This is a genomic window from Sorangium sp. So ce295 (genome assembly GCF_051527405.1).
GTDB lineage: Bacteria > Myxococcota_A > Polyangia > Polyangiales > Polyangiaceae > Sorangium > Sorangium cellulosum_B.
This window is the reverse complement of the sequence record NZ_CP150324.1, coordinates 13403504-13417657: the sequence shown is the minus strand read 5'-3', so window position 1 is coordinate 13417657 and position 14154 is coordinate 13403504. Positions and strand designations below refer to the sequence as shown.

Sequence of the window (14154 nt, the reverse complement as noted above, 5' to 3'; positions counted from 1 at the left end):
CCATCACCCCTCGGCGCTCCGCCCCCGCGCCGCCCTGCTCGACCGCGGCGCAGGGCGGCCAGCGCAGCGCGTGGCCTCGCGCCCCGCGGGCCATCGAGCGGCGTCGCCCTGGCAGCCTCATCCTTTCCAGGCGTGGCGCAAGCCACAGCTGCGCCACCGTTCCACGCTGACAGGAGCTCCGCCGCTGCACGCGATTCGCGCCACGCTCGAATTCAGCGTCTCGCGTGAACTCAGCGCCTGGACCGGCCTCGCGTGGTATGCAGCGCTCTCGTGTGTTTCCTTGCCCGACGCAAATCGTGCGCCGGGGCGCAAATCACGCACGATCCTCCGCAATCCCCGATCGAGGCGCGATGGTGTGGAGCGGTGCGCTCGCCTCATGACCGTCGTCGACAAAGCGGCGATCTGGCGATGCGCAGCCACGTGAGACCGAGTGACCACATCATCGGACGCCCGCACACTCTCGTGGCAATCCGCGCGGTCATGATTTTGCTTGAAAGCAAAACATCGCTTGTCCATCATGGTCACTCGTGAATATCCGCTCCTCGACCTCGGGTCACGCGACACACGGCGCGCGCGGTCCGGAGCGACGGCGGACCCATGGGCGCGCCGTTCGGCGGATCGCGCCGTGACCAGGAGCGACCAGGAGAGCGATGGGCGCCGATCTTCGCGCCGAATCCTAGGTCACGAGAGGAGCGCGCGTCGGGTATGCCGCCCGCGGCGCGCCATCTTGAAGGCGTTTTTGCCAACCTGACGATCGTCAGCCAGCCCGAGCAAGAGGTCCATGTTGCCCGACCGCCCGATCGATGTCCCCGAGCAGTCGTTCGCTTCCGTCTACGACCGGCGTCGCCTCGCGGCCGCAGGGGAGATGTTGCCACAGATGTGGGACACCCTACCTGACTGGCCGAGCGTCGGCGGCGGGCGCCGTGTCATCGTGCTCGGCGGCGGGATTTCAGGGCTGTGCACCGCATGGTCGCTGCGGAAGGCCGGGTTCGACCCGATCATCCTCGAGCGGAATGACCGTGTCGGCGGCCGCTTCTACACGCTCCGGAACCACTTCGGCGACCAGTACGCGGAGCTCGGCGTCACCCGGATCGCCGACACCCACGTCCTCACGCTCGCCTATGCGCGCCACTTCGGGCTGGAGATCCTCGAGTATCCGCTCGACGCGACGCAGCTGTACTACGTCATGGGCCATCGCTTCCTGAGCACGTCGCGGGGCAAAGCGCACTATCCTGCCGACTTTCCGCTCTCCCCGGAAGAGCGGGACATCGACGCGGAGTCCCTCAACCTGCAGCTCGCGGCGAAGGCGTTCTCGGTGATCGGCGACCCGCGGGACACGCAGTGGCCACCGGCCACCGTCCGCAAGGACTTCTCGGGCGAGACGTTCTACCGCAGCCTGGATCGGACCGGGGCCTCGCACGCCGCGAGGGAGATCTGCCGCGCGTACGAGGGGACGGAGATCGAGATGTTCAGCGGCCTCGCCTGGTCGGCGAACCAGCGGCTCGACGCCAAGTGGTTCCACACCTACGCGATCGCCGGCGGGAACGACCGGCTGACCACCGCGTTCGCCGACGATCTCGGCGATCGCATCCTCAGGGGGGCCCATGTGCAGCGGGTGATCTCCCGCGAGGACGGCGTGACCGTCGAGTTCCTGAGGAACGGGGACCCCGAGACGATCGAGGGCGACTTCGTGGTGTGCGCGCTCCCCCACCGCATCCTGCTCGAGGTCGCGTTCGACCCGCCGCTCTCCGGCCCCAAGCACCGCGCCGCGTCGGAGATCCCGATGTTCACCGTCACCCGTCTCAACTTCCAGTTCTCGCACCGGTTCTGGGCGGATGAGGGCATCATCGGGCTGCTCGCGGCCTGCACGACCACGCCCATCGAGCGTCTGTGGGACCTGACCTCGCTCCAGTCGGGCACCCCGGGCATCCTCACGGCCTACGTGCAGGACCGCAACGCCGCGGCGCTCGACGAGCTGCCCACCGCGGCCGATCGCATCGAGTTCGGGCTCAAGACGATGGAGTCGTTCTTCCCGAACGCTCGGCAGTACTTCCAGAAGGGGCTGTCGTTCTCGTGGCACCACCAGCCGTACACGCGAGGCGGCTGGCCCGCCTACCGGCCCGATCAGACCGACCTGATCGCGGATCTCCAGCGCGGCGAGGGGCGCGTCGTCTTCGCCGGCGATCACACGTGCCTCTACACGGGCTGGGCGCAGGGTGCCCTCGAGTCGGCGCACTTCGCCACGGCCGAGGTGATCGCGGCGGCTCGCGGGTCGATCGAGCCGACCATCTGAGCGAGCTCGAACGGCGCCCCCCGGCGCGACGTTCACGACGCCCCTCGAACGCGCGCCGCGGAGGGGGTGTATAACGTCGCTCGTATGGCTCGCCTCCTCCACGTCATCGGAGTCCAGTCCCGGCCCGTGCCCGGCGACCCTGCTGCGACGCTCGAGAAGCTCGAGCGCGAGGTGCAGACGCTCGGGGTCTCGTTCCCCGAGGCGCAGCTCTACCTGTTTCCCGAGCTGTGGCTCACGGGGGATCACCCCTTCCGCCACACTTCCCCATCGCACGAGCTCGCCCAGCCGATCCCGGGGCCGCTCACGAAGCGGCTCGGCGCCATCGCGCGCAGGGCCGGGAGGTGGATCTGCGCCGGGTCGATCTACGAGCGCGCGGGCGACAAGCTGCACAATACCGCGCTCGTCTTCTCGCCGAGCGGCAAGCTCGTCGCGCGGTACCGCAAGCTCTATCCCTGGATGCCCTTCGAGACCTGTGCGCCGGGCGATGAGCCCGCGCCCGTGTTCGACATCCCGCGCGTCGGCCGGCTGGGGCTCATGATCTGTTACGACGGCTGGTATCCCGAGGTCGCGCGCGGCCTTGCGCTGCGCGGCGCCGAGGTGATCCTGCACCCGACGCTGACCACGACGCCGGATCGCGAGGAGGAGCTCGTGCTCGCCCGCGCCCGCGCGATCGAGAACCAGTGTTATGTGGTGAACGTCAACGCCGCGGTGGAGATCGGCGGCGGCCGCTCCATCGCGGTCGATCCCGAGGGCCGCGTCCTCTTCCTGGGCGGCTCCGGCGAGGAGTACCTCGGAGAGGTGCTCGATCTCGACCGCGTGCAGACGGTCCGCGCCCACGGCACGCGCGGCCTGAACCGGGTGCTCCGCCAGTTCACCGAAGACTCCCCAGAAGCGGTCTTCGCGCCCTACCGACAGCCGTCTCCGCGCCGCCGAAAACGCTCGTAGAGCCGACGCAGAGCGGCGGTCTCCCGCACAGGAGACGGGCCCAGATCGTCGTTTTCGGCGCGGAAGCGCACTCAGGTGCGCTGAGCACCGAAAACGGCGAGATGGGCCCGTATCCGAAGCGGGTGACCGCCGCTCTAGGCTGGCTCCCTTGCTTTGGGCGCGCCAGGCCGGCACGCGATGAGCCCGAGCCCCTCGTGCGCGATCGTCGCGCCAGCCAGCGCCGTGATTTCCCCCACGTCGTACGCGGGCGCGACCTCCACGACGTCCATGCCGACGAGCGCGATGCCCTGGAGCCCCCGCAGGATCTCCAGCGCGACCGCGGTCGACAGCCCCCCGCAGACCGGCGTGCCGGTGCCGGGCGCGAAGCTCGGGTCGAGGAAATCGATGTCGAACGTCAGGTAAACCTCGTGGTCCCCGACGATATTACGAACGTGCTCGATCACCGCCCTCGCGCCATGGCGATGAACCCAGGGCGCGTCGAGCACCTGGAAGCCGAGCGTATCGGCGTTGTAGGTGCGGAGCCCGATCTGCGCCGAGCGGCTGGGCTCCACGAGGCCCTCCCGCGCCGCGTGGAAGAACATGGTGCCGTGATCGACCCGACCCGATCCGACCTCGTCGCTCCACGTGTCGGAGTGAGCGTCGAAATGGATCAGCGAGAGCTTCCCGCGGCGCTTGGACACGGCGCGCAGGATCGGGTAGCTCACGAAGTGATCCCCCCCGATCGAGAGGGGCGTCACCCCGGCGTCGAGGATCCGGCCGATGTGCTCCTCGATGGCGACAGGGCTCTCCTCCGGACGCCCGTAATCCCAGACGCAGTCGCCATAGTCCACCACGGCGAGCCGGTCGAGCGGATCGAACTCGTAGCCGTAAGGGCGGTTCCACGCGAGGTGCGCCGAGGCCTCCCGCACCGCGCGCGGGCCGAAGCGCGTCCCTGGGCGGTTGCTGGTCGCCGTGTCGAGCGGGATGCCGGTGACCGCCACATCGACGCCGGTGAGGTCGCGCGTGTACTTGCGGCGCAGGAAGGAGAGCGCGCCGCTGTAGGTCGGCTCGCGCCGGACGCCATAGAGGCCATCGGCCGTGAACGCGTTGTCTACGACCATGCCTCTCGCGCGAGGCGTGGCCTTGGAGCGATGATCTTCCATAGAGGTCCTAGTAGTGCCAGGGGCTCCACGCAGCGGCCCTGATTCCAGCTCGGGCGCGCGCTCGACACCGGCGCGTCGCGCAGGATGGGCATCGGCGTGATCGGAGGCCGAGCACCTCGCTGGCGCCATCGCCTCAAGGTCAGTTCGATTTCACGGCCGCCCAGACCTCGTCATAGAGCTTGGCCGACTCGCCGAGATCACGATGGGCCTCCAGGCGGGTCGCCATATCGCCCGTCGGGTAGATGAGCTGGTTCGTGCGGTCTTCCTCCGGCAGCTTGGCCTGCGCGGCGCTGTTCGGGGTCGCGTACTTCGTCATCATCGAGAGCTGCGCGCCGCCGTCGGGGGTCAGCATGTAATTGATGAACTTGTGAGCCAGCTCGGGGTGCGGCGACTTCGCGGGCACGGTCATCACGTCGACCCAGATCACGGAGCCTTCCTTCGGAATGACGAGGGCGAGGCGATCCTTGTCCTCCCAGACGACCTTCTGCGCGTCCCCGTTCCAGACGACCGCCATGTCGACGGAGCCGCCCTTCACGTCCTGCGTCGCGCCGATGCCGCCCTTGAAGCCGAGGCACTTCGGGTTGCTCTTGGCCTCCTTGAGGATGCGCCCGGCCTCCCGGATCTCTTCAGGCTTCGACGTGTTGCTGGAAAATCCCTTGTACTTCAGCGCCGCGCCGACCATGTCCCGCATCTCGTCGATCAGCACGAACGTGCCCGGCGTCTTCTGGGCGTCGAAGAGCACGCCCCACGTCGGATCCATGTTGGGGATCTTCTTCTTGTTGTAGATGATCGCAACAGTGCCCCACTGGTAAGGGATAGAGTACTTGTTGCCCTCGTCGAAGTTCGGGCCCGAGAACCGCGACTCGAGGTTCTTCAGGTTGGGGAGCTGGGCGTGATCCAGGGGGCGGATGAGCCCGCGCCGCGCGAGCCGCCCGCTGGCGTGCGCCGCCATCACGACGACATCGTACTGCGCGTCGGCGCCCGCATAAGCGAGCTTGCTCTCCATCTCCTCGGTGGAGTCGTAGATCGTGAGCCGCAGACGGGCGTTGTTCTGCGTCTCGAAGTCCTTGATGCTTTTGTCGTCCAGGTAGTTCGGGAAGATGAGGACGCTGAGCTCGGAGGGCTGAGCCGGAGCTTCCTTGGTGCCCGACTCTGCACGTGCTTCAGAAGGAGCCTTATCTTTGCCGCAGGCGGCGATCGATAGGACACCCAACAGAATGGCTAGTACCATCAGGGGTCGACGTTGAGTTTTCATAAGTTGTCCTTTCTCCAGCTGCTCAAGGCGGACAGGCCTGCGGGTGTTCGCTGGCGCGATGCTGGCCTCTGGGATCTCGGGAAGCGAAAGCCAGCAGAGCGCGTCTGCGGGCCGAGGCCCCCATCGGCCGGTAGGACGCGCGCGGGATGCCGGGCAGCCCCGGCAGCAACCCTATGGACCGTGGATTGCAAGCGCGCGTCCCCTTGTCAAGGAAAATGTGTTGCGCGGTAAGCAACACGACTGGCCTTCTCATTCGGAGCGAAACCACGACTGTTCGCAAGCTTAGGCGAATCGTACATTCCGTGGCTCTGAATCCGAAAGAGATCGTCGAAATTGCATTCAAATGTGTGTTCACCGCGCATCCACGCACCTCCGGGATAGCGTCTACACGAGATTGTTCTCCCCCGGGTGAAACGGCCCGCGGCACGGCAATGCGTGTTTCGACGCTACCGGAACACCGGACGGCAATGCTCGCGGGCTGCGCTCGGTGGTCGTGCGCGTCGTGCGCGTCGTGCGCGTCGTGCGCGTCGTGCGCGTCGTGCGCGTCGTGCGCGTCGTGCGCGATCGGATCTGCGGGAGCCAGGTGCTCACGCGTGCAGCATTGAAGAACGGACACGCCGGCTCCCCGGCGCGCGGCGCGCGCCGGCGGGAGGCGTACTGCCGTCGCACCATGCTGCAAGCGAGTCTCCACGGAACGCAACGCTCCAGGCCGGACCGATCGAGTCTAGTTGAACAGCGCTTTCACGGGCGACGTCGCGTGCACGATCCTCTTGGCCAGCAGCGTGACCACGAAGTGGTGGAAGGCTGCAGCCAGCTCGGGCGCCTCCGCCGTCATTCGCTGCAGCGCCTCCTCCGAGAGCCGGTAGAGCGTGGACTTCTCGCTGGCGGTGACCGTCGCCGACCGCTTCTCTCCCATGTAGAGCCCGGACTCGCCCACGACCGACCCCGGCCCCATCGTGCGGAGCCGCTTCTCCTTCTTTCCGTCGATCTCGGCCCAGGCCGTGAGCTCCCCGTTCTCGATGAGGTAGAGGTCCTTCGAGATATCTCCGGCCCGGAACAGATCGAACCCAGCCGGAAGCTCGACGCGCTCGAGGTAGTCCTTGAAACGTAGCATTTCCGGGCGACCGCCGAACACATCCTGGAGATCGTAGAACAGCATCGGAGGCGGCAGCATGCTGGGCGGCGCGTCTGCGATGATCTCCTTCTCACACGCCTCGAGACCTCGATCGATATCCGGGTAGAGCAGGGAGACCTCGTCGCCTTCGGCCAGGAAGACCTCACCCCGCTCGAGGTGATTGCGGATGTCGTCACGCACCGCCGTGAAGATGAGCTTGACGCCGTTCGACTTGGCGAGCCTGCGGAGCCGGAGGAAGCTCGCGATGGCGGACGAGTCGATGCCGTTGACGTGGAGGAAGTCGAGCAGCAGGTAACGCGGCCTCTCGTCGTCGTCGCTCTGGATGCGCTGCTGGGCGGTCGAGAGCAGGTTGTACGCCGTCCCGAAGAAGATATACCCCTGGAGCTGGAGCACGTAGAGCTGCTTGCCGCGCGCCGTCAGGGTCTCCAGCTCGCCCTCGCTGCGAGCGACGTTGCTGCGCAGGTGGACCCCGGTGATGGCGTTGCGCACCACCTCGATGCGGCTGTAGCTGAGCGCGAAGAGGATGAACGAGACGCCGAGCCCCACGCCGATGCCGACGAGGAAGCCCCGGACGGCGACGACAAGGAGGATCACCACGATGACGAAGTACTCGATGCGCCGCAGCCGGAACCAGCCCTCGTAGAGCGTGTTGATGAGGAAGTGGAACCCGAGATACGCGATCAGGCCCCCGAGGACGGGGCGCGGGAAGTACAGGATGGCTTCGGCGCCGACGAAGAGCACGATGCAGCTGATGGCCGCCGCGACCAGCCCTGAGATGCGGCTGTTCGAGCCGGCCTTGTAGCTCATCGACGACTCGGCCAGCGACAGGTAGCCGACCATGCCGCCAAAGAGGCCCGTGACGATGTTCGCGACGCCCGTGGCCCGAAGCTCGCGGTCGAGATCGATCTCCTGCTCCGTCGCGAGCTCGACGCCTGACGCGCTGAGCAGCACGGTGATGGCCGCCATGATCATCACGGCGGCGACGTTGCCCGCGCTGCTGAACAGGACCGACCAGTCCACCTTCGCGAGGTCCGAGACCCCGATCGGCGGCCAGAGCGACGCGGTCGGGAACGGACCAAGGAGCCAGCCACCCTCGAGCACCTGCTGCACGCTCACGCCGGCGAGCCCCAAAGAGACGTAGAACACCACGATCGAGCCCCCGAGCAGCACGGGGAGGAGCAGGAGCGACGAGAACCGCCGCAGCACCACGAGGAGCAGGACGCCGAACACGAGGCCCGGCAGGACCCGCTTCAAGAGCTCCGGATCCATCACCACGGTCGGAAAAATGTCGAGCGTCGATGGCTGCCCGGACATGACCGAGATCGAGCCCTGGAGGAGGAGCCAACCGGCGCCAGCGATGAAGCCGCCGGCGACGGGGTACGGGATGAAGCGGACCAGGATGCCGAGCCGTAGGAGCCCGAGCAGCAGGAAGAAGCCGCCTGCGACCACGGAGGTGATCGCGATGGCGGCCACGACCGTCGGGAACGGGCTCGCCGCCGGGTCCTTCTGCGCGATGGCCGTCGTGATCGCCGCCGCCATCGAGGCGAGAATGACGGCGGCGTCCTCCTGCGGCGCGGCGATCACCGGCTTGTAGGAGCTGAGGAGAGACACGATCACGCCGACGATGACGGAGCTGATCAGGATGATGCCGATCCCTCTCGAGAGGTAATCGGCGAGCCCGTGGTTGAAGATCAGCGCGCCGAGGGAGATATCGAACGAGACGACCAGCGTCCCCGAGACCATTCCGGCGATCACGGCGGGCATGAGCTTGGAAGGCTTCGCCTTCTCAAGGAGCTCCTCGTTCAACAGCGCAGGTGACTCCTTTGTTGCCTGTCGTGTCATGCTCTTGGGAGACCTCGTGATCGATTGTCAGCGGAATTCGCAGGGCGGCGAGGGCCGGGGCGCGCCGGCGCCGCGCGGGCCGGCGGGGCCTCTGCGCCGCGATCTAGGGAACGCGCGACGACGTCGGACGACGGGGTCGCCTTGGCGTGGGCGGAGGGCACGGCAGCGTCCCCCACCGGCTCAAGAAGCCCCCAGCTCACGCTCGATGGCAGCGGCCTGCTCCTGCAGGGCCTCCGCCTCGCCGAGGTGGCCGCTCAGCCGGTGCAGCTTCGCGAACTCCCCGAGGAGCCTCGCCTCCTCGCGCCGGTTCCCGATCTGCCGCTCGACCGTGATCGCGCGCGAGTAGAGCGTCCGGGCGGCGTCGTACCGGCCCTGGACGGCGTAGGCCATCCCGAGGCTCGCGAGCGTGAGCCCCTCGGTCGGCAGGTTGCCCGCCTCGCGCGCGGCGCGCAGCCCCTCCTCCCAGTAGGTGCGCGCGTCGTCCGGCTGCTGCATCGCCCAGTGCGTGCGGCCGAGGCCGAGGAAGCCGAGCGACTCGGACCCGCGATCGCCGAGCTTCTGGGCGTCGGTGAGCACGCGGATGTGCTCCTGCCGCGCCTCCTGGTACCGCCCCCTCGCCTCGAGGACGTCGCGGGCGAACTCGTAGCGCACGACGACGCTCTCGGGCGTCGGCTCCGGCGAGAGCTTGAAGTAGACGCGGTAGAGGCGGGTCGCCTCCTCGTGGGCGTAGCGCGCCGCCGCCTTGCGGGCGCCCGCGAGGAAGTAGCGGCGCGCGTGGTCCACCTTGCCCGCGCGGCGCCAGTGGCGGCCGAGCGCGACGAGCTGGTCCTCGAGGTCATCGCCGTAGAGGCTCTCGATCGCCTCGGCCGCGAGCCGGTGGAGCTCCTGGAGCCGCGCGCGGGACTGCATCTCGTAGGCCGCGTTGCGGAGGAGCGCGTTGCTGAACTGGAAGCGCCGCTCCGTCATCTGCGACCAGATGCACTGCGCCTCGCCGATGCGCACGTGCTCCTCGAGCACGGAGGCGTCGGGGAGCATCAGCGCGAGCACGCGCAGGTCGAACTCGCGCCCGAGGACGGCCGCGGCGACGATCGTCTGCTTCACCTTCGCGTCGAGCCGGTCGAGGCGCGAGATGAGCAGGCTGTTCACGTTCTTCGGCGGCATGAACGTGTTCGAGATCGAGATGGAGCTCGAGCTCGAGCCGTAGCGCCCGTCCTCGAGCCAGTAGGCGAGGATCTCCTGCGCGAAGAACGGGTTGCCGCCGGCCGTCTCGCAGAGGAGCGTCGCGAGCATGTCCGGCATCGGACCGCCGAAGAACGGGACCGCGAGCGCGAGGAGCTGCTCGCGCGGCAGCGGCTTCAGCTCGATCACGTTCTCGGAGATGCCCGGGTCGAGCGGGATGCGGACGGGGGTGCCGTCGTCCTTGCGCCGCGTCGTACAGATGATCGCGATGGGCAGCCCCCGGCACGCGCGCGCGATCACGCGCACCGCCTCGAGCGAGTCCTCGTCGGCCCAGTGCGCATCCTCGAGGTGCAGGATCACCGGCTGGAGCGACGCCTCGGCGAGGAAGACGAAGCTCAGCGCCGAGAGCGTGCTCGTGTACCGGAGCTTCGGGTGCAGGCGCTCGTACGGCGAGTCCTCCCAGCGAATGCCGATGAGCGCGGCGAACACCGAGCGCGCGCGATCGAGCTCGCGCTTCAGCGCGGCCTGGCTCTCGGGCAGGCGCTCGAGGAGGTACTCGAACGCGTCGTCGAAGTTCGTGAGCTTCTCTTCCTTGCCGAGCGCGGAGGACTCCCAGAAGTACTCCTTCAGCGCGAACTCGAACGCGTTCAGCGAGCTCTGGAGCGTCTGGTCGCAGCGCGCGTCGATCCACAGGAAGGGCCGGTCGCTCTGGTGCTCCTCGCACCGGTGGCGGAAGCGCTGCACGAGGTAGCTCTTCCCGAGCCCCGGCTCGCCGTCGATGTACGTGATCCCGGCCGGCTTGCCCTCGAAGATCGGCCCGACGTAGCGAACGAGCTGCTCGATCTCCGCCTCGCGGCCGATGAGGCCGAGGTCGTAGAACTCTTTCTGGACCGAGATGCGGCGGCGCTCCAGCGAGTAGACGAGGATGGGCAGATCGAAGCCCTTGAACCGGAAGATGTTCTCCGTCGTCCACTGGTAGCTCGTCTCACCGGCGCGGAAGACCTGCTCGTCGGCCCAGATCGCCGACCAGGGGGCCTTCGCGACGAGGCGCGCGGCGAGGTTCGTCGCGCGGCCGATGCAGGCGAACTCGTGGCGCTCGGTGCCGCCGTTGAAGCCGGCGTACCGGACGTCGCGCGTGATCCCGGCGCGGAGGCGCATCTGCCGGAGGCCGCGCTTCTTCAGCTCCAGCGCGAAGTCGAGCGCGCGATCGTTGTCGTTCTCGTGGGTGATCGGGGCGCCGAAGTGGATCAGCGCGGCGATGCCGAGATCGCCCGCGTCGATGCCCGTGAAGGTGCCGCCGTAGAGCTCGGAGAGCTCGTGCGGGAGGCGCGTGAGCTCCGCGAAGCTCGGGATCTGCTCGAACGAGAGGAAGACGCTCGTGACGTTGCGGAACTCGCCCTCCGGCGGCATGTCCGCGACGCCCCTCGCCACGAACGCGGTGCCCTCGCCGCGCGGCGGGTTCCTCGGGACCTGCGGCATCCTGGGCGCCGGCACGTCGCCGAGCTTGTAGACGCCCTCGCCGTGGTACTTCGCGCTCGCGGGCGGGATGCGATCGCAGAGCGCGCGGTCGAGGAGGATGTCGCCCTTCAGCGCTTGCCGCTCGATCGCGACGCACGCGGCGAGCGCCTGCCCGTGGAAGTGGTAGTACGCGCGCTCCGGGGAGATGCGGACGATGCCCCACTCGACCGAGCCCCACGCGAGCCCCATCCGGAACGAGAACGGGAAGCTGCCGAAGGGCGTGTCGCGCTCGGGGTGCTCCGCGAACAGGTCGCGCATCGCGAGCGCCGCGCCGAGCACGTACTCCGCGACCTTGCGGTCCGGCGTGTCCTGGAACAGCGCCGTGAACGCGTCGCCCGCGAAGTTCGTGATGAAGCCCCCGGCGTGGTGGACCGCGGCGATGAGCGGGTCGAAGTAGTACCGGAGCGTGCCGGCGAGCGTCTCCGCGCCCGCGCGGCCGTGCTGCATCAGCTTCTCCGTGAGCTCGGTGAAGCCGGGGATGTCGATCATCAGCACCGCCCCCGTGAAGCTGCCCTCGGTGTTGCCGAGAGCGTCTTGCTGGATGATGAAGTCGGGGACGAGCGGGTTCATTTCCTTGCTCCTCAGCAACGGATCCCGCTTGGAATCGGCCTGGGAAGCGCGTCTGCGGGACGCAGAGCCTGGAGTCTACTGCCGGCGGGAACGGATGAATACGGCGATCTTCGATCGATCGTTCGGTCGGTCAGCGCAGCCTGGGTTCGCCGCTGGATTTGACGTTCGCCGCGCTGCGCGGGCCGAGCGTGCGCGTGTCCCTGCGCATGTTCACGCGCACGTTCGTGCGCGTACATTTGCGCATGTTCCGAAGAATGCGGCACATCGTCTCCTTCACCGTCACCGTGCGCACCGCGCGGGGGGTGCCCGCCGACGGAAAGCCTGGAACAAGGTGCCTCCACATCGGCGAAGACATCCGCCCAGAGCGGCCGCGCGGTGAAGACAGACGGGGAGACGACGATGTGGTGTGTGGGGCGCTGGAGGGTCATCGTTCGATCTGGATATCCAGCGGCCGAGGAGAAGGAGGCGGGGGCGGGGGCGGCGCGTCGGGGGCGGGCGCGGGCCTGACGGCCGGCCGGCCGGAGTACGGGCGAGGCGCCGGGGCGGCCGGGGGCGGCGTGGGCGCGGCAGGCGTGCTCGTCGGCGCCGCGGCCTGCTTCGTGAGCGTGGCGACCAGGCGCACGGACTGATCGGAGGGGCCCTGGACGATCGAGTACGGCTCGTACCCCTCGTGGCGCACGGTCAACCGGCGCGGGTTGGCGCGCACGGAGCTGTTCGACAGCGACAGCTGGAGCGGCGTGTTCCCGAGCGGCTTGCCGTCTTCCAGCACCTCGGCCCCGGACGGCATGGACTCGACCATCAGCACGAACGACCCGACGTCGGCGGGCGGCGGCGCGGCCTGCGGCCTCTCCGGTTGCGCGGCGGCCGGCGCCGGCGGCGGCTCGCTGGAGCGCATCTGCGACATCGCGATCCCGATGCCCGCGACGGCGAGGACGCCCACCGCGACGAGCACGATGCCCTTCCGGCCCTGCGGCGCGGCGTCGGCGGGGCGCGAGGCGGCGCCGAGCGAGGCGTCGTCCACCTGCGAGGTCGTGGCGCCGGACGTCGACGTGGGCGACGACGAGCTGGCGGGGATCGCCGTCATCACGCGCACGGGCGGCATCGGCGTCGGCATCCTGCCGGTGCCGGTGGAGTCCATGGTCACGAGGCCCGTCGAGCCGAACGCCGGGGACAGGCCCATCGCCTGCGCGCACTCGCCGAGCCCGCGGATCAGGGCCTCCATGTTGGCCGGTCGGCCGTCCGGATCCTTCGACAGGCAGCGCAGCACGAACGCCTCGAGCGGCTCGGGCACGTCGGCCTCGGGGTTGCGCTCCTTCATCCGCGGGACGGGCTGCTGGAGGTGAGCGATCAGGATCTGGACCGAGTTCTGCGCCTCGAACGGGACCTTCCCGCAGAGCATCTGATAGAGGATCACGCCCAGCGAGTACACGTCCGTCCGCAGATCGACCTTGCCGTGCGAGATCTGCTCCGGCGACATGAAGCGCGGGGAGCCGAGGAACGAGCCCTGCTGCGTGAGCTCCTCCGAGTCGTCCGCGAGCACCTTCACGAGGCCGAAATCGAGGATCTTGACGAGCTCTCCGGTGTCCTCGCCGGGGACGAGCATGACGTTCGACGGCTTCAGATCGCGGTGCACCACGCCGTGCTTGTGCGCCTCGCGCAGCCCGCGGGCGATCTGCCGGGCGATGCCCATCGAGTCGGGCGCCGTGAGGCGGCCGGCCTTGCGCAGCCGCCGGAAGAGCGTCTCGCCCTCGAGGAACTCCATGGCCATGAAGTACCGCTCGGGCTCCATGTTCTCGACTCGGCCGTAGTCGAAGACCGTGACGATGTTCGGGTGCTGGAGCCTGGCGAGGATGCTCGCCTCGAGGAAGAAGCGCTTATGAAAGTTGGGGTCGATCTGATTCGATGAGTTCGTGGGCGTCAGGACCTTGATCGCGACCTGCCGCTCGAGGGCGATCTGCTCGCCGCGATAGATGACGCCCATGCCGCCCGTCGCGAGGAGGGAGTGGATCTTGAACTTCTGATTCAAGACCTTTCCCAGCAGCGGATCGGACTCACCGCTGGCCGAGGCACCGTCCGAAAGCTTCTCCGCCGTGCTCATGGCCTCTGTCTCTTTCCCCTTCCCATCCCGCTGGCCCCCACTGCTGGCAGTCGGGGAAAGCGTACCCCGAGCCCGTCACGCGCTGCCCAACGCTCGACTTACGTTCGAATTACGTACTGGTTTACGTACTGGCTTACGTGCTGGTCAACGTTCAGGTCGACGTGCCGCCTCACGTTC

General features: G+C 68.4%; 8 protein-coding genes. 2 read left to right on the top strand and 6 right to left on the bottom strand.

What is annotated here, in order from left to right:
• Positions 1 to 781 precede the first annotated feature (781 nt).
• Together WMF11_RS50700 and WMF11_RS50695 are read left to right on the top strand one after the other, a co-directional pair.
• Complete coding sequence (locus WMF11_RS50700; RefSeq protein ID WP_437975890.1) at positions 782 to 2293, top strand: flavin monoamine oxidase family protein; 1512 nt, start codon at positions 782 to 784, stop codon at positions 2291 to 2293.
• A gap of 84 nt (positions 2294 to 2377) precedes the next feature.
• A complete protein-coding gene (locus WMF11_RS50695) occupies positions 2378 to 3238 on the top strand; it encodes a carbon-nitrogen hydrolase family protein (RefSeq protein ID WP_437975889.1) in 861 nt (286 codons plus the stop codon).
• A 134-nt stretch (positions 3239 to 3372) separates the two neighbouring features.
• Here the strand turns inward: WMF11_RS50695 and speB are convergent, their stop codons facing one another.
• The 6 genes from speB to WMF11_RS50665 all read right to left on the bottom strand — a co-directional run bounded on the left by speB (position 3373) and on the right by WMF11_RS50665 (position 13977).
• Positions 3373 to 4380 (bottom strand): agmatinase, encoded by a 1008-nt coding sequence (gene speB / locus WMF11_RS50690; RefSeq protein ID WP_437975888.1) that lies wholly within the window; start codon positions 4378 to 4380, stop codon positions 3373 to 3375.
• Between the two features lie 139 nt (positions 4381 to 4519).
• Positions 4520 to 5593 carry a polyamine ABC transporter substrate-binding protein gene (locus WMF11_RS50685; RefSeq protein ID WP_437975887.1) on the bottom strand — a complete coding sequence of 358 codons (1074 nt, stop codon included), beginning with the start codon at positions 5591 to 5593 and terminating at the stop codon, positions 4520 to 4522.
• A 766-nt stretch (positions 5594 to 6359) separates the two neighbouring features.
• Positions 6360 to 8576 (bottom strand): SulP family inorganic anion transporter, encoded by a 2217-nt coding sequence (locus WMF11_RS50680; protein WP_437906230.1) that lies wholly within the window; start codon positions 8574 to 8576, stop codon positions 6360 to 6362.
• 216 nt (positions 8577 to 8792) lie between these two features.
• The gene (locus WMF11_RS50675) at positions 8793 to 11879 is read right to left on the bottom strand and encodes an AAA family ATPase (protein WP_437975886.1); all 3087 of its coding nucleotides are present in this window, start codon (positions 11877 to 11879) and stop codon (positions 8793 to 8795) included.
• A 130-nt stretch (positions 11880 to 12009) separates the two neighbouring features.
• Entirely contained in the window at positions 12010 to 12162 is a 153-nt protein-coding gene (locus WMF11_RS50670; RefSeq protein WP_437975885.1) for a hypothetical protein, read from the bottom strand.
• Positions 12163 to 12303: 141 nt separating this feature from the next.
• The gene (locus tag WMF11_RS50665; RefSeq protein WP_437548134.1) at positions 12304 to 13977 is read right to left on the bottom strand and encodes a protein kinase domain-containing protein; all 1674 of its coding nucleotides are present in this window, start codon (positions 13975 to 13977) and stop codon (positions 12304 to 12306) included.
• Positions 13978 to 14154 lie beyond the last annotated feature (177 nt).